Origin of the sequence: Kitasatospora sp. NPDC058492 (assembly GCF_042720685.1) — a bacterium.
GTDB lineage: Bacteria > Actinomycetota > Actinomycetes > Streptomycetales > Streptomycetaceae > Kitasatospora.
Genome location: NZ_JBHXMU010000004.1, coordinates 45,611 through 61,615, shown reverse-complemented (window position 1 = coordinate 61,615; position 16,005 = coordinate 45,611). Strand labels below are relative to the sequence as shown.

The following is a 16,005-nucleotide window of genomic DNA, read 5'->3' as shown; positions in this document are numbered from 1 at the left end:
GAGAGGACGGGAGCGGCCCGATGCGCACAGGCCTGTTGGGCTGGTACGGCCCGGACCGCCGGCTGTGGAGCGACACCCTGCTGCTGCTCGGCATCCTCGCGCTCACCGCCGAGGAGGGCCTCTCCCAGTGGATCCACGCCGACGAGCCGTTGAGGATGCCCCGGACCGTCATGGCCGCCCTCGCCCCGCTCTCCCTGCTGTTCGCCCGCCGCTACCCGATGGCCTCCGCCGTCCTGCCGGTGCTCACCGGCGGCCTGTTCAACCGCGCCTTTCCCGGACTGTTCAGCGTCTACTACCTCGCCTCCCTCGGCCGGACCGGCCCGGCGGTGGCCGGCGGCGCCCTCATCGCAGTGGTGAGCGCGACCCGAGCCGACTCGCTGGTCGGCTGGGCGGGCACCACCGGATCCCAACTCCTCGTCCAGGCGGCGACCTTGTCCGTCGGCCTGTGGTTGCACGGCCGCCGGGTGCTGATCCGCACCCTGCACGAGCAGGTGGACGTGCTGCGCCGGGAGCGCGAACTGCGCGCCGAACGGGCCCGGGCCGCCGAACGGGCCCGGATCGCCCGGGAGATGCACGACGTGCTCGCCCACCGTCTCAGCCTGCTGGTGCTGCACGCCGGGGTGCTGCGCGACCAGGCCCTCGCCGGCACCGTCGCCGCCGACCCGGACCGGCTCACCCACCGCCTCGAACTGCTGCGCACCACCGCCGCACACTCGCTCGACGACCTGCGCGACGTCCTCGGCGCCCTGCGGGCCGACCCGCCGACAGCACCGGCCGCCGAGGAGGTGCCGGCCGTACCGCTCCGGGCGGAGCGCGTCCCGGCGCCCGCGCTGCGCGATCTCACCGAACTCGTCGGCGAGGCCACTTCGGCCGGGCAGCAGGTCGAACTGGCCCTCGCCGGCGACCCGGAGACCGTCCCCACCACCCACCGGCTGGCCGTGCACCGTCTGGTCCAGGAGGCGCTGACCAACGCCCGCAAGTACGCGCACGCCGCGCCCGTCACCGTCCGGGTCCGTTACGGCGCCCCGGCCACCACCGTCGAGGTCCGCAACGGCCCGGGGGAGGCGTCGCCGAACGGGCCGGGCACCAGCGGCGGGTACGGTCTGGTGGGGCTCACCGAACGGGTCGACGCGCTCGGCGGCCACCTCGACGCGGGACCGGACGGCGGTGGCGGCTTCCGGCTCTCGGCCCGCCTGCCCGCACCGGAGCGCCCGCCGCAGACCGTGCCAGAACCCGTGCCAGGACCAGTGCCTGGGCCCGTCCCAGGACCGGGGCGCGACCCCGGATCCGGGCCTTCCCCGACCCTTGCTCCCTCCCCGACCCCGACCCCGACCCCGAAGCCGAAGGACGACGCATGATCCGCACGATGGTGGTCGACGACGACGCGCTGGTGCGGCTCGGTCTCGTCGACCTGCTCGCCCAGGACCCGGCCCTCACCGTGGTCGCCGAGGCCACCGACGGACTGCAGGCCGTCGAACTCGCCCGCAGCCAGCGGATCGACGTGGCGCTCATGGACATCCGGATGCCCCGGCTCGACGGCATCGCCGCCACCAGGCGCCTGCGCGAACTGCCCGACGCCCCGCGCGTGATCGCGCTCACCACCTTCGACCTCGACGAGTACGTGTACCAGGCGCTCGCCGCCGGGGCCGACGGCTTCCTGCTCAAGGACACCCCGCCCGCCGAGATCGCGCGGGCCGTCCACGTTGTCGCCGGCGGCCAGGGGATGCTGCACCCGGCGGCCGCGCGGCGCCTGATCGACCGCTACCACCGCACCGGTGCGCCCCGGTCGGTCGCCGCCCGCAACCGGGTCGCCGGGCTGACGCCGCGCGAGACGGACGTGCTGCGCGAACTCGCCGACGGGCTCTCCAACGCGGAGATCGCGGGCGTCCTCGGGATGCGCGAGAGCACCGTGAAGGCGCACGTCAGCCGGATCCTGACCGGGCTGGGCGTCGGCAACCGGGTCCAGGCCGCGCTGCTCGCGCGCGATGCCGGGCTGGTCGAGGACGGCGCCTGAGTCGGAGCCTGCCAGCGGTGCCCTGAGTCGGCGCCCTGAGTTGGTGCCGGGCGGTGCAGTGCAGGGCGGTGCCGTCGTGGCTCGTGTGGTCGCTGGTCCTGCCGATGCCCGACGCCCGGTGGTGCGCACGGTGGCGGGTGGGGCGTCATGTCGTCCGGTGTTCACGCGAGTGTTCCCGGGGCGTCGGACCGGGCTCCCCCTGAGCCGGTCGCGTGCTCCCGGTTCGTACCGCGCGCTGAGCCGTTGTCACCCATCCGGCGTGGAAATCCCGCGCCTTGGCGGTTTGCGCTGCCGAACCCGGGCGGCGGGTCCATGGTGGAGATGGGCGCGATCCGGCGACCGCGCCCGCGCGCCGATCCAGGCCCGCGCGCCGCGCGCCCGCCGCTGTTCTCCGACGGGTGTCCGAGGTTGAGGGCCCGGTCCCGGCACGCTGGGAGCAGGGCCACCTCGCAGGAAGCCGAACGGTTCTTCTAGGCTCACATCTCGGCTTCCCTGCGGCGGTCCGGCCCGTTGCGCCCGCCGTCAGGAAGCCGCCGTCCACGGGGCCCCGGGCGGACCGGGGCCACCGGATCGAGCGAGGAGGACGCAATGCCAAGCACGCCGCCCAGCCGTTCCACCGCACTTGGGCCAGACGGTCCGTTCCGAAGGGCCGGGCACCATCCCGGTCGATCGGCGCGGTCCAGCCGGGCCTGGCAGCCGGGTTGGGGTGGCCGGCCGGTCCGGCCGCTGAATACCGGCAGCGGCCGCGGAGGCGAACGTTGAGTCCCCAGATCGTCGGGTCGCCCGCCGCGCCGAGTGCCGCCGCCGCCCCCGACGGTGACTCCGCCCCCGCGCCCGCCCCTGCCTCGGACCGCGCCCCCGTCGACCTCCCGGCCGCTGCTGACGGTGAGGCCCTCACCGCTACCGCTACCACCAGCGCTACCACCACCGCTCATGCCACGGCCACGGCCACGGCCACAGCCTCGGCCACCGCTGCCGCGACCGCCGCGCTCCCCGGCCTGCCGCAGGCCCTCAGTACCCGCGCCCGTACGCTGGCCGGGGCCGTCCGGCGCCGGTGCACGGACCTGGCCCGGATCGAGTCACCCAGCGGAGACGTACCCAGACTCGACGCTCTCGCCGAGGAGTTGAGCGCCGGGTTCAGCGCCACCGGTGCCACCGCGCGACGCGAGCCCGGGCCGGCCGGCGACCACCTCGTCCTGGATTGGGAGGGGCAGGACGAGACCCTGCCGCACCTGTTGATCGTCGGCCACCACGACACCGTCTGGCCGGTCGGCACCCTCGCCGACTGGCCGGTCACCGAGCAGGACGGTCTGCTCAGCGGCCCCGGCGTCGTCGACATGAAGGGCGGACTCGCCATCCTGGAAGGCGCGTTCGCCCTGCTCGCCGACCTCGGGCAGCGGCCGCACCGCGCCGTCCGGCTGGTCGTCGTCTCCGACGAGGAGGTCGGCAGTCCGGACGGACGGCGCCTGGTCGAGCGCCAGTTGCGCGGCGCGGCCGCGGTCCTGGGGCTCGAACCTCCGCACCCCGACGGCCGGTTGAAGACGGCCCGGCGCGGCAGCACCCGGGTCCGGCTCACCGTCACCGGGCGTGAGGCCCACGCGGGCAACGACGCCCACGACGGGGTGTCGGCGGTCGACGAACTCGTCGACCAGCTCGTCGTCGTCCGCGGCCTCGCGGGACAGCCGGGGACGGAGCTCAACGCCGGTCGGATCAGCGGGGGTTCGCGGGCCAACGTGGTCGCGGGCCGGGCCGAGGCCGAGCTCGGCCTGCGGTTCTCCACCGCCGAGGCACAGCGCCGTACGCTCGACAACCTGGCTCGGCTCACCGCGCTGCGCCCGGGGGCCAGGGTCCGGACCGAGGTGCTGTCCAGCCGTCCGGCGTGGCCCGAGCGCACCGGCAACCCGCTGCTGCGGCACGTTCGTTCACTCGCGGCGGTGCTCGGGCAGCAGCTGGACGGTGGTCCGGCGGGCGGTGCGGGGGACACCAACTTGCCGGGCTCGCGTGGGCTGCCGACGCTGGACGGCTTCGGCGCGGTCGGTGCCGGTGCGCATGCCCGGCACGAGCACATCCGGCTCGACCAGCTGGCACCCCGGATCGCCCTGCTGGCCGCGCTCCTCGCCGTACCGCTGCCGAGGCTGCGCGACCGCACGGAGGGTTGAGCGGGCCGCCGACGGTCGGGGGCTATCGGCGAGCAGAGAGCAGGGAGCAGAGAGCAGGGAGCAGAAAGCAGGGAGCAGAAAACAGAGAACAGAAGACGGGTGACAAGTAACAGCTAACAGATAACAGCTAACAGATAATGAAATCTGTTAGCTGTTATCTGTTTGTCGCCCGCCCGCCGCCCGCCACCCGCCGCCTGCGCCCACTGCCCACCGCCCGAAACCCCGCCCCTCGCCCGCGTCCCTTGCCATCTCTCCGTCTCGCCGCGCAGAATGGTACCGACCGAACGGTCAGTCGGTTGGCGCCGTGGGCGCCGGCGCGGGACACGAGAGGTGATCGTGGTGACAGCAGAGGTGGCCGAGGCGGTCCCCGCGCAGGCGCAGGAGGACCGGTTCGAGGCGGTCGTCGCCGCCGAGCAGCGGATCGAGCCCAGGGACTGGATGCCCGACGCCTACCGGGCCACGTTGATCCGCCAGATCGCCCAGCACGCCCACTCCGAGATCATCGGCATGCAGCCCGAGGGGAACTGGCTCACCCGCGCCCCCTCGCTGCGCCGCAAGGCGATCCTGCTCGCCAAGGCCCAGGACGAGGCCGGCCACGGCCTCTACCTCTACGCCGCCGCCGAGACCCTGGGTGTCGACCGCGCCGAGCTCACCGAGAAGCTGATCTCCGGCCGGCAGAAGTACTCCTCGATCTTCAACTACCCGACCCTCACCTTCGCCGACGTCGGCGTGATCGGCTGGCTGGTCGACGGCGCCGCGATCTGCAACCAGGTCCCGCTCTGCCGCTGCAGCTACGGCCCGTACGCCCGCGCCATGGTGCGGATCTGCAAGGAGGAGTCGTTCCACCAGCGTCAGGGCTATGAGCTGCTGATGACACTGATGCGCGGCACCGAGGCACAGCGCCGGATGGTCCAGGACGCGGTGGACCGCTGGTGGTGGCCGTCTCTGATGATGTTCGGGCCCCCGGACGCCGACTCGCCGAACACCGCCCGCTCGATGGCCTGGCGGATCAAGCGGCACACCAACGACGAGCTGCGCCAGCGCTTCGTCGACATGACCGTCCCGCAGGCCGAGCACCTGGGCGTCACGCTCCCGGACCCCGAGCTGCGCTGGAACGAGGAACGCGGCGGCTGGGACTTCGGCGAGCCGGACTGGTCCGAGCTGACCAGGGTCATCCACGGCCAGGGCCCGTGCAACACCCAGCGGGTCGAACGCCGCCGGACGGCGCACGAGGACGGTGCCTGGGTCCGTGAGGCGGCCGTCGCCTACGCGGCCAAGCGCCGCGCCGAACAGTCCGCCGAACCCGTGCTGCCCGAACCCGCGCTGCCCGGAGCCGGACAGTCCGCCGAACCCGGGCAGCCCGGGCGTACGGGCGAGCCCACGGAACAGGAGAACGGAAAGTGACCGAGTCCAAGGCCGGCTGGCCGCTGTACGAGGTGTTCGTGCGCCCCCGACGCGGGCTGAACCACGTCCACGTCGGTTCGCTGCACGCGGCCGACGACCGGATGGCCCTGCTCGCCGCCCGCGACCTCTACACCCGCCGCAACGAGGGCGTCAGCCTCTGGGTGGTCCGCTCGGACGCGATCACCGCCTCCACCCCGGACGAGCGCGACCCGTTCTTCGAGCCCAGCGGGGACAAGGTCTACCGCCACCCGACCTTCTACGACATCCCCGAGGATGTCCCGCACATCTGACGGGGGAACCGCCATGCAGGACCACAGCACGCAGGCCGGCGCCGGCGCCGACCCCGACGACCACGTCTACCTCGGCCTCGCCGAAGCCACGCCCGGCCCCGAGGGCGAGGGCCGCTGGGCGTACGGGACGGGCTTCGCCGACCCGCTGCTCGGCGTGGACACCGCCGTGCCCGCCGGGGTGGACGGCGCGGACCTCGCCGCCTACTGCCTGATGCTCGGCGACGACGCCCTGATCCTCTCCCAGCGCCTGATCGAGTGGTGCACCCGGGCGCCCGAGCTGGAGGAGGAGGTCGCGCTCGCCAACCTGGGCCTCGATCTGCTCGGCCAGGCCCGCCTGCTGCTCACCCGGGCCGGCCAGGCGGACGGCTCCGGCCGCACCGAGGACGACCTGGCGTACTGGCGGGAGGACCACGAGTTCCGCAATGTCCGGTTGGTCGAGGCCCCGAACGGCGACTTCGCCCACTCGGTCGCCCGGCTGCTGCTGTTCGCCACCGCGCGCTGCGCGCTGTACGAGGCGTTGAGCGCGCACCCGGACCCGGTGCTGGCGGCGGTCGCCGCCCGGGGCGTCAAGGAGCTGGCGTACCACCGCGAGTACGCCACCGCCTGGACGCTTCGGCTCGGTGACGGCACGCCGTACTCCTCGGCGCGGATGCAGGCCGGGCTGGACGCGCTCTGGCCGCTGCTGGAGGAACTGTTCACGGCCCACCCGGTGGAACTGCGCACGGGCGCCGATCCGGCGGCGCTGCGCGAACCGGTGCTGCGCTCGCTCGGCGCCGTGCTCGCCGAGGCCGGGCTGACCGTACCGGACGGGCAGCCGCTGGCCACCGTGCTCGGCCGGGCCGGCCGGGACGGCGTGCACACCGAGGCGCTCGGCCCACTGCTCGCCGAATTCCAGGTGCTGGCCCGCGCGCACCCGGGGGCGACGTGGTGAGCGCGGCGGTGACGGAGCGCGGGACGGCCTGGGAAGTCGCGGCGGCCGTGCCGGACCCGGAGCTGCCCATGCTGACCCTGGCCGACCTGGGCGTGCTGGCCGAGGTGGAGGTGGACGACGGAGCGGTGACCGCCTGGCTGACCCCGACCTACTCGGGCTGCCCCGCCGTGGCCGAGATGGCCGCCGACGTGGACCGGCGGCTGCGCGCGGCCGGGTACCGGGACGTCCGGGTCCGGCTGCGGCTGGATCCGCCGTGGTCGACCGATCTGATCACCGCCGAGGGCCGCCGCAAACTCGCCGAGGCGGGCATCGCCCCGCCGCGGCCGACCTCCGCCGCCGGCGTGGCCGGCGCGGTCCCGCTCGTGCTCGGTCCCACCCGCACCACCGCCCCCACCGCCACTCTGGCCGGCACTGCCGCAGCCGCAGCCGCTCCCGTGCCCTGCCCGCGCTGCGGCGGCGTGGACACGGAGGAGCTGTCCCGCTTCGGTTCCACCGCCTGCAAGGCGCTCTGGCGCTGCCGCGCCTGCCGGGAGCCGTTCGAACGCGTCAAGGAGATCTGAATGCCCGCCGCTTCGCACGCCGCCTCCCCGGCCGACGCCGACGCCCCGGCCGACGCCGCCTCCCCGGCCGATGCCGCCGCGCACGCTGACGCCGACGCCCCCGCTGAGGCCGCGGTCTCCACGGTGCGCCCCGCCCGCCGCCCGACCTTCCACCGGCTGCGGATCGAGCGGGTCGAGCGGCTCTGCGACGACGCCGTGGCGGTGACCTTCGCGGTGCCGGACGGGCTCGCGGCGGACTTCGCCTTCCGGCCGGGGCAGACCCTGACGCTGCGCAAGGTGGTGGACGGCGTCGACGAGCGCCGCTCGTACTCGATCTGCGCCCCCGTCGGCGGGCCGCTGCGGATCGCCGTCCGGGAGGTGCCCGGCGGGCTGTTCTCCCGGTGGCTGGTGCGGGACGCGGGGCCGGGCGAGGAGGTGGACGTGCTGACGCCGTCGGGCCTGTTCACCCCCGACCTCGGCGTTCCGGCCGAGCACGTGCTGCTCGCGGCCGGTTCCGGCATCACCCCGATGCTGTCGATCGCCGCGTCCGTCCTGGCCGCCGACCGCAGCTCCACCGTCACCCTGCTGTACGGCAACCGGCGCAGCGACACCGTGATGTTCGCGGACGAGCTGGCCGACCTGAAGGACCGCTACCTCGGCCGCTTCCAACTGGTCCACGTCCTGTCCCGGGAGACCCGTGACGCGGAACTGCTCAGCGGGCGGCTGGACCCGGAGCGGGTGCGGGCGCTGCTGGCGGCGCTGGTGGATGTCGGGAGCGTCGGGCACTGGTGGCTGTGCGGCCCGTTCGGGATGGTCGTCGGGGCGAAGGAACTGCTCGCCGGGCTGGGCGTGCCGGGCGAGCTCGTGCACCAGGAACTGTTCCACGCCGAGGACGAGCCGGTGTCCGAGCGCCCGGAGGACCGGGACGGCGCGGCGGGAGCGGCCGACGGCCCGCACAGCGAGGTCACCGTCGTCCTGGACGGGCGCGGCAGCACGCTCTCCCTGCCGTGCGACCGCTCGATCCTGGACGGCGCCCAGCGCTCCCGCCCCGACCTGCCGTTCGCCTGCAAGGGCGGGGTCTGCGGCACCTGCCGCGCGCTGGTCACCGAGGGCGAGGTCGAGATGCGCCGCAACTTCGCGCTGGAGGAGAAGGAGCTGGCTGCCGGCTACGTCCTCACCTGCCAGGCCCGACCGCTCACCGACCGGGTGACGGTCGACTACGACCGCTGAGCGGCCGGCCGCCGCACCCTTCTCCTCCTGCTTCCCCTCCTGACTGCTTCAGACCACGGCTGGGGCGGGCAGCCTGGCCGGATCGCCGAGCAGGTGGACGAGGTCGCTGACGGCGGCGCGACCGGCCCGGTTGGCGCCGATGGTGCTGGCGGACGGGCCGTAGCCGACCAGGTGGACGCGCGGGTCGGCGGTGGCGCGGGTGCCGGTGAGCGCGATGCCGCCGCCGGGGGAGCGCAGCCCGAGCGGGGCCAGGTGGCCGACCTCCGGGCGGAAGCCGGTGGCCCACACGATCGCGTCCACCGTCAGCTCCTCCTCCCCCCAGGCGACGCCGTGCTCGGTGAGCCGGTCGAACATCGGGCGGCGGTGCAGCGCGCCCAGCTCCTCGGCACGCCGGTAGGCGACCGACGGGCCGAGCCCGGTGACGCTCACCACGCTGCGCACCGGCAGGCCCTGCCGGACCCGTTCCTCGACCTTGGCGACCACCGCGCGCCCGTACTCGGGGGTGAACGGCCCCTCGTGGTACACGGGCGGGGTCCGGGTGACCCAGGCCGTTTCGCCGACCGCCGCCACCTCGGACAGCACCTGGATCGCCGAAGCGCCCCCGCCCACCACCAGGACGCGCCGGCCGGCGAACTCCCCGGGGCCGCGGTAGTCGGCGTAGTGCAGTTGGCGACCGGCGAAGTGGCCCGGGTAGTGGGGCAGGAAGGGGCGGGTCCAGGTGCCGGTGGCGTTGATCAGCGCGCGGGTGGACCAGGTGCCGTGGTCGGTCTCGACCAGCAGCCGGGAGTCCGGGCGGTCCGACTCGGCGCGCACCGCGCGAACCGCGACGGGGCGTACGACCGGGAGCGCGTGCCGGGCCTCGTACGCCGCAAAGTACCCCGGCACGACCTCGCGCGCCGGGGCCTCGGGGTCGGGCGCGGGGAGTTCGGCGTCCGGAAGGTCATGGAAACCGTGCACGGTGGCCATCCGCAGGGACGGTGAGCGGTGTGCCCAGGCGCCGCCCGGCGCGGGGTTGGCGTCGAGCACGACGAAGCCGCCGTCGGCGTCCGCCCGGTAGGGGGCGAAGCCGCGGCGGCTGAGGTGGTAGGCGGCGGACAGTCCGGCCTGTCCGGCGCCCACTACCAGGACGTCCACCGCGAGGCCGTCCACCACCTCGATGTCCACTACCAGGGCGTCCGCGTGCCGCTGGCCGCCATTGGTTGCACCGTAAACAGTCACGCCGGTGAAACATCGGGGGTGCGGCGGGTGTTCCCGCCGCGTCTGCGGGTGCTCGCGGTCCCGGGGTGCTTACGGTCCCGGGGTGCTTGCCCGTCCCGCCGCGTGGCGCCCCGCGCGGGCGCCGGGTCAGCTCGGGCGCCGGGTCAGGCGGCTGGGGAGATCACCGCGGCCGTGCCGTAGGCACAGACCTCGGTGCCGACGTCCGCCGCCTCCGTCACGTCGAAGCGCATCATCAGCACCGCGTTTCCGCCGCGCGCCTTGGTCTGCTCGATCAGCCGCTGCATCGCCTCGTTGCGGCTCTCGACCAGGGTCTTCGTCAGGCCCCGCAGCTCGCCGCCGATCAGCGACTTCAGTCCGGCGCCGATCTGGCTGCCGATGTGGCGGCTGCGCACGGTCAGCCCGAAGACCTCGCCGATCACATGATCGACCCGGAAGCCGGGGATGTCGTTGGTGGTTACGACCAGGACGTCGGCGTTCGGGCCCTGCCCGCCGCCGTACTCGTTGATGTCAGCCATGGGCCCATCCTGCCCTGTCGTACGTCCGAGTGATCGAGGCGGGGCCGGGCGATGGCCGAGAAGGGGTCCAGAAGCTGGTTCAGACCGGTGATCGGGCGGCCGAAAGGCCGTACCGTAGCCCCATGGGCGAGCGAAGCGATCATCCACAGGGGCCGGGCGCGGCGGAGGACTCCGGCGCGCAGGAGATCGAGGCGACGGTGGTGCTGGGCCTGCGGATCACCGACTGGCCGGCGCTGCGCGCCGCCGCGGTCAGGGCCGTCGAGGAGCTGGTGTTCGAGGGCATCGACCCGGCCGGCCAGCGCCGTGAGCTGCTGCGCGAGGTCTCCGAGGACGCCAACGCGGCGCTCGGCGCACTGCTGCACCCGGACCGGCTGGTGGCCGCGATCCCCGGGGTCGAGGCGATCGGCGGCACGCTGGAGATCAGCGTCACCGAGGACTTCGCGCCGGACTTCGCCGAGCTGTTCCCGCTGGAGGGCGACGAGGACGAGGACGGCGGCGCCGGCGCGGACTGGACCCTCACCCCGCGCACCGCCTGCCTCCTGCACGCCCAGCTGATCGGACTGGCCGACGCCGCCTACGACGACTTCGACGAGCACGGTGACGACCCGGTCGTCGACGGCGAGGACGCCGACTGGTCGCTCTACGCCCGCCTGCCCCAGCGCACCTGGCGGCTGCACCGGAACTGGCGCCGCGCCATGGCCCGGGCCCTCGACGACCTGGCCGACGACCTCGCGCTCGGTGAATGGCCGCTGCCGCGCTGTCTGGCCGAGGACATCGGGCTGCGGATGGCCCTGGTGGACGCCCGGGCCCTGCTCGGCGCGCAGCCCGAGTCGGTGGCCGACATGATGGGCGACCTGCCGGCCGACCTGTACGACTACGACTGGGACGGCTGCCACGACGAACTGTTCGGCGTCTACGGACCGGACGACGGCGATCCGGAGCTGGGCGCCGAGCAGCGCACCGAGGTGCTGCTGGCGGCCACGCACCCGGAGGGCTGGTTCCTGACGTACGAGGACGCGGAGGCGCGGGACCCGCAGCGCGGCTACCGGCGCTGACCGGCCGCCGGGCTGGTCCGGTTTTCGGGCCGGGTTGGGGTGGTTCGAAAGGCTTTTCGGGCGCCGCGACGGGTGGGCGACTAGGCTGCGGGCATGTCCGATACGTCTGATGTGCGTGCGGGTCCGGCAGGCGGGGACGACCAGGTGTTCACCCGGATCGCGCTCGGCCTGGACGGCGTCCAGGCCGCCCAGCACGGGCGGACGGCCGAGGCGCGGGCCAGCTTCGAGGCACTCTGGGCGGCGCTCGGCGAGCGGGGCGACGTCTTCCACCGCTGCGTCCTCGCCCACTACCTGGCCGACCTGCAGGACGATCCGCAGGACGAGCTGGAGTGGGACCGGCGGGCGCTGGCCGCCGCCGACTCGCTGACCGCCGAGCGCGCCCAGACTTACGAGTCCGCCCTCCAGGTGCGCGCGTTCTACCCCTCACTGCACCTCAACCTGGCCTCGGACCACCTCAAGCTCGGCGAGCCCGACCTCGCGCGCGAGCAGCTGGAGCGCGCCGTGCGCAGCCTGGACGCGCTCCCCGAGGACGTCTACAGCGCGAGCATCCGGTCGGCCGTCGACGAACTGCGGCAGCGGCTGCGCTGAGCGGGGGTGTGCGGGGGTGTGCAGGGGCGGGGGTTGGCAGGGACAGGGGCGTACGGGCCCCCGGCACCGCGTGATCACCGGGGTGGCGGGGCTGGCATGCTGGACGGGTGACTTCTCCGTTCGACACCCCTGCTCCCGCTTCCGCTTCCGCTTCAGCTTCCGATTCCGCTCCGGCGCCCGTTTCCGCTGCCGACGGCTCCCCGGCCCCGGCGGACCGTGACGCGCGGCCGCAGTACGTGCTGCCGCTGCTCGTCCGGCTGGAGAAGGCCACGCCGCCCGGGCGGACCGACGCGCTGGAGACCTCGGCCCGGGCGGTGCTCACCCTGCTGTCCGACTCGCGGGTGACCGACGCGGACGGCGAGTGGGCGGAGCGGGTCGAGGCCTGGGAGGACGCCCGGATCCGCAAGGTGGTCCGGCGGGCCCGGGGCGGGGAGTGGCGCCGGGCGGGCGAACTGCCGGGGATCACGGTGAGCGGACGGGAGGCCGAGGTGCGGGTGTTCCCGCCGGTGCCGTTGGACGGCTGGCCGAAGGACCTCGCCAAGCTCCAGGTCTCCGGGACGGACCTGGAGGAGACCGCCGAGGTCGGCGCCCCTGAGCCCGGGTTGCCGGTGCTGTGGCTCAACCCGGAGCTGGAGATGAGCGCGGGCAAGACGATGGCGCAGACCGGCCACGCCGCCCAGCTGGCCTGGTGGCGGCTGGACGAGGCGCAGCGCAAGGAGTGGGCCGAGGCCGGATTCGCGCTCGCGGTGCGGACGGCCCCGGCGGAGACGTGGGAGGCGCTGGTCGCCAGCGGTCTGCCGCTGGTCCGGGACGCGGGCTTCACCGAGATCGCCCCCGGGCTAACTGTTGCACTCGAAGGCGGCACGCGCTACTGCCCCACCCCGCGCCTACGACGCCCGTGAGCGCACCACGCTGAACCCGACACGGCAGGGTAGCGGGTGAGGAGCTTCACCGTGCGCCGTGGTCCGGTTACGTGAGTGAGCGTCCTCACGCCGCAGGAGCTCCGCGTCGCCCCGCCTCGCGGGCCAGGGGCTCACCAACAAGGAGATCGCCGCGCAGCTTCTGATCAGCCCGCGCACCGTCGGACACCATCTGGCCGACGTCTTCCCCGAAATCGGCATCGCTTCGCGCACCGACCTCGCCCGGGTCGACTTCGAGGACGGCCTCAAGCTGACCGGCTGACCGGCACGGCGTCCTGGCCTGCGGTGGCCGGCTCCCGCATGGGGACGTACCGAGGCGGCGGATCGCGGACCGCGCGATCGCCGGGGCGTCCGTCTCCCCGCCGGCTCCGCAGGGTCCGGGAGTTAGGGTTACCTGGTTACAAGATCGAACATGGGGGTGGGGACATGCTGGTCATGGGGGGAAGGCTGCCGGGGAGGGCTGCGGAGCTCCAGGTGCTGGCCGAGGCCGTCGGGGCGGCAGGTGTGGGGCGCGGCAGGGTGATCGTGCTCTCGGGCGAGGCCGGCATCGGCAAGACGACGTTGCTGCGGTACGCCGGTGATCTCGGCCGCGCCGCTGGGATGTGCGTGCTCCGGGCCAACGCCAGTGTGCTGGAGCGTGAGTTCGCCTTCGGTGTTGCACGGCAGCTGCTTCCGGATCTCGACGGGGCCGTACTGAAGGCGAGGGTCGAGGATCCGTTCGAGGCGGTCCAGGCTCTTTTCTCGGGGATCAGGGAGATCGCCTCGGCCGGGCCGGCCCTGCTGGTGGTCGACGACCTGCAATGGGCCGACGCGGCCTCGCTGCGTTTCCTCAACTACGTCGCGACACGGATCGGCACGCTGCCGGTCACGGTGCTGGCCGGGCGCCGCCTGGACGACACGGAGGGCGAGCCGCTGGTCGCCGAACTGACCGCGCGTGCGGACCAGGTGTGGGTGGCGCCCCTGGATGTGGGCGACGTCGCGGAACTGGCCGGACGGGCGTTCGGCCAGGAGGTGGACGACGGTTTCGCTCGGGCCTGCCACGCGGCGGGCGGCGGCAACCCGTTCCTGGTCACCCAGGCGCTGGCCGTGCTCCAGGAACGCGGTGTACGCCCGACGGGGGACGCGATCCCGGACGTGACGAGCGCGACCTCGCAGGCCGTCGTCGACTGCACCGCGTCCCGCCTGCGGACCGTGGACGGCGCCCTGGAACTGGCGCAGGCGCTGACGGTGACCGGGGACCACGGCAGTCTCGAACTGGCCGTCGAGGTGGCCGGGCTGACGACGGACCGGGCGGCGTCGGCGCTGGACGCGCTGCTGCGCGGCCGCATGGTGAAGTACGAGCAGGACGAGATCGTCTTCGTACACTCCATCATCGCCTCGGCGGTGGCCGCCACGCTCAATCCGCTGCGCACCCGTGCCTTGCACGTCACAGCGGCCGAGTTCTGCCACCGGCACTTCCTCAGCACCGAGCGGATCGCCGCCCACCTGCTCCAGGCCGGGCCGCCCCGCGAGGACTGGCAGGTCGACGTGCTGACCGAGGCGGCGGAGGGCAGCCACCGGGTGGGGGCGTTCGAGTCGGCCGCCACGCTGCTGAGGCACGCGCTGAGCGCGCCCCGCCTGCCGGACGGCCGGCGACTGCGCCTGCGGGCCGGGCTCGGCGCCGCCCTGATCGTCGACGACACGGCCGCGGCGCGGGAGACGCTGGCCGAACTGCTGCCGCTGACCAGCGGTGACCTGTACGCCCAGGTGGCCTCCGACCTGCTCCTCGCTACCTTGAACACACAAGGATTCAGCGCGGGAACGACGGTGGTGGGCGCCGTCATCGACACGGTGGCCGGGCACGATCTGGCCGCGGTTCTTCCACTGATCGCCCGCTCGATGGGCGCCGGCTGGCTGTCCGACAGCCCGGTGCGCGCGGTCCTGGACCAGGTGGAGACCGTGGCCGACGCCCATCCGCACGGCCTGGCGATCGTGTGTGCGGCCCGCGCCCAGCTCGCCGGGGAGATCGCCTCGGACGCCGAGGCCGGCGCCGTTCAGGCGGCCAGGGCACTGGACCTCTTCTGGGGCGCGGGGGAACCCGAAGCGGCCGACATGCACATCCAGTACGGAGCGATCCAGGGGCTGCTGACAGCCGAACGCTTCGACGACGTTCTGGCCTGGACGGCCAGGGCGGAGGAGCTGGCGGCTCGCCGGGGCTGGCCGGTCGTGTTGCGGGGCACGGCCTGGGTCCGGTTCATGTGCGCCTTGCTGGCCGGCCACACCGACGACGCGTTGGCCGCGGCCCGGGTCGTCGAGGGGCCCCCTGCCACTCCCGGGAGCGGGAGACCTATCTTCCATGTGGGCGGGTTCGTCGCGGGCGCGCTGCTCGCGGCGGGCCGCCTCGACGAGGCGGAGGAGGCGCTGGGGGCGCTGGCCTCCGGTGAACTCCGCTCGACGGACCAGTTCGTGGTGGCGGGTACGCGTGCGGGTCTGCGACTGGCCCAGAACCGGTGGGAGGAGGCGCTCGCGGACGCCCTCATGTGCGGGCGGCTGCTGCCTGCGCCGGTGGACAACCCGCTGGTCCTCCCCTGGCGGTCCCTCGGAGCGCTCGCCGCACACGGGCTGGGCGACGTGGAGCAGGCCCGCCGACTGGCCGACGACGAGTTGCGGCCGGCCCGCCGGTGGGGCACCCCGCACACGCTGGGCGTCGCGCTGTCCGCGGCCGGGATCGTCCACGGGGACACGGCCCTGCTGCGCGAGGCCGTCGACCTCACCCGGGGCACCCCCGCCCGGTCGGCACTGGTGCGGGCCCTGCTGGCGCTCGACGAGCCGGACGGACTGGCCGAGGCACTGCGGATCGCGGAACAGTACGGGATGGGTCTGTTCGTGCCCGCCCTCCGCGAGGCGCTGCGCGCCCACGGAAGGCGCCCCGGCACCAGGCCGGCGACCGCCCTGACCCGCGGCGAACAGGCCGTCGCCGACCTGGCGGCCCGAGGACTGACGAACGCGGCGATCAGCGGCCGGCTGCATCTGGCGCCGCGCACGGTCGAGCAGCACCTGACGCGCACCTACCGCAAGCTGGGAATCGCCGGGCGCACGGAGCTGGCGTCCGCGCTGCGGACCGCCCAGCGCCGCTGAACACGAAGCCTCCACTGGTCCGTTC

General features: G+C 74.3%; 15 protein-coding genes. 13 read left to right on the top strand and 2 right to left on the bottom strand.

Going from position 1 to position 16,005, the window contains the following annotated elements:
• Window positions 1-20: 20 nt before the first annotated feature.
• The 8 genes from ACFWPI_RS04070 to paaE all read left to right on the top strand — a co-directional run bounded on the left by ACFWPI_RS04070 (window position 21) and on the right by paaE (window position 8,567).
• Window positions 21-1,358, top strand: coding sequence for a sensor histidine kinase (locus ACFWPI_RS04070; protein ID WP_380373081.1), 1,338 nt, complete (start codon window positions 21-23; stop codon window positions 1,356-1,358).
• Complete coding sequence (locus ACFWPI_RS04065) at window positions 1,355-2,014, top strand: response regulator transcription factor (protein ID WP_363366967.1); 660 nt, start codon at window positions 1,355-1,357, stop codon at window positions 2,012-2,014. The genes ACFWPI_RS04070 and ACFWPI_RS04065 overlap by 4 nt, the downstream gene beginning before the upstream one ends.
• A 758-nt stretch (window positions 2,015-2,772) precedes the next feature.
• Window positions 2,773-4,173: a M20/M25/M40 family metallo-hydrolase gene (locus ACFWPI_RS04060; RefSeq protein WP_380373085.1), complete on the top strand. Its 1,401-nt coding sequence runs from the start codon at window positions 2,773-2,775 to the stop codon at window positions 4,171-4,173.
• Between the two features lie 270 nt (window positions 4,174-4,443).
• A complete protein-coding gene (gene paaA / locus ACFWPI_RS04055; protein ID WP_380373088.1) occupies window positions 4,444-5,577 on the top strand; it encodes a 1,2-phenylacetyl-CoA epoxidase subunit PaaA in 1,134 nt (377 codons plus the stop codon).
• Complete coding sequence (gene paaB / locus ACFWPI_RS04050; RefSeq protein WP_030056311.1) at window positions 5,574-5,867, top strand: 1,2-phenylacetyl-CoA epoxidase subunit PaaB; 294 nt, start codon at window positions 5,574-5,576, stop codon at window positions 5,865-5,867. Before paaA ends, paaB begins: the two co-directional genes overlap by 4 nt.
• A gap of 13 nt (window positions 5,868-5,880) precedes the next feature.
• Window positions 5,881-6,798 carry a 1,2-phenylacetyl-CoA epoxidase subunit PaaC gene (gene paaC, locus ACFWPI_RS04045; RefSeq protein ID WP_380373091.1) on the top strand — a complete coding sequence of 306 codons (918 nt, stop codon included), beginning with the start codon at window positions 5,881-5,883 and terminating at the stop codon, window positions 6,796-6,798.
• An 8-nt stretch (window positions 6,799-6,806) separates the two neighbouring features.
• On the top strand, window positions 6,807-7,358 hold the full coding sequence (paaD, locus tag ACFWPI_RS04040; protein ID WP_380373093.1) for a 1,2-phenylacetyl-CoA epoxidase subunit PaaD: 552 nt from the start codon (window positions 6,807-6,809) through the stop codon (window positions 7,356-7,358).
• The gene (gene paaE, locus ACFWPI_RS04035; protein ID WP_380373096.1) at window positions 7,359-8,567 is read left to right on the top strand and encodes a 1,2-phenylacetyl-CoA epoxidase subunit PaaE; all 1,209 of its coding nucleotides are present in this window, start codon (window positions 7,359-7,361) and stop codon (window positions 8,565-8,567) included.
• 48 nt (window positions 8,568-8,615) lie between these two features.
• Here paaE and ACFWPI_RS04030 read toward each other — a convergent pair whose 3' ends face one another.
• Both ACFWPI_RS04030 and ACFWPI_RS04025 read right to left on the bottom strand, forming a co-directional pair.
• Window positions 8,616-9,725: an NAD(P)-binding domain-containing protein gene (locus ACFWPI_RS04030; RefSeq protein WP_380373181.1), complete on the bottom strand. Its 1,110-nt coding sequence runs from the start codon at window positions 9,723-9,725 to the stop codon at window positions 8,616-8,618.
• Between the two features lie 203 nt (window positions 9,726-9,928).
• Window positions 9,929-10,300, bottom strand: coding sequence for a YbjQ family protein (locus ACFWPI_RS04025; RefSeq protein WP_063349920.1), 372 nt, complete (start codon window positions 10,298-10,300; stop codon window positions 9,929-9,931).
• Window positions 10,301-10,422: 122 nt separating this feature from the next.
• On the opposite strand from ACFWPI_RS04025, the gene ACFWPI_RS04020 reads away from it, so the two are divergent.
• The 5 genes from ACFWPI_RS04020 to ACFWPI_RS04000 all read left to right on the top strand — a co-directional run bounded on the left by ACFWPI_RS04020 (window position 10,423) and on the right by ACFWPI_RS04000 (window position 15,980).
• Window positions 10,423-11,355, top strand: a complete 933-nt coding sequence (locus ACFWPI_RS04020) for a hypothetical protein (RefSeq protein WP_380373098.1) — start codon at window positions 10,423-10,425, stop codon at window positions 11,353-11,355.
• A 93-nt stretch (window positions 11,356-11,448) separates the two neighbouring features.
• Window positions 11,449-11,943, top strand: a complete 495-nt coding sequence (locus ACFWPI_RS04015) for a hypothetical protein (RefSeq protein ID WP_380373101.1) — start codon at window positions 11,449-11,451, stop codon at window positions 11,941-11,943.
• A 107-nt stretch (window positions 11,944-12,050) separates the two neighbouring features.
• Entirely contained in the window at window positions 12,051-12,845 is a 795-nt protein-coding gene (locus ACFWPI_RS04010; RefSeq protein WP_380373103.1) for a peptidyl-tRNA hydrolase, read from the top strand.
• 145 nt (window positions 12,846-12,990) lie between these two features.
• Complete coding sequence (locus tag ACFWPI_RS04005; protein ID WP_380424582.1) at window positions 12,991-13,125, top strand: LuxR C-terminal-related transcriptional regulator; 135 nt, start codon at window positions 12,991-12,993, stop codon at window positions 13,123-13,125.
• Window positions 13,126-13,289: 164 nt separating this feature from the next.
• The gene (locus ACFWPI_RS04000) at window positions 13,290-15,980 is read left to right on the top strand and encodes an ATP-binding protein (RefSeq protein WP_380373106.1); all 2,691 of its coding nucleotides are present in this window, start codon (window positions 13,290-13,292) and stop codon (window positions 15,978-15,980) included.
• The last annotated feature ends 25 nt before the right edge of the window (window positions 15,981-16,005 follow it).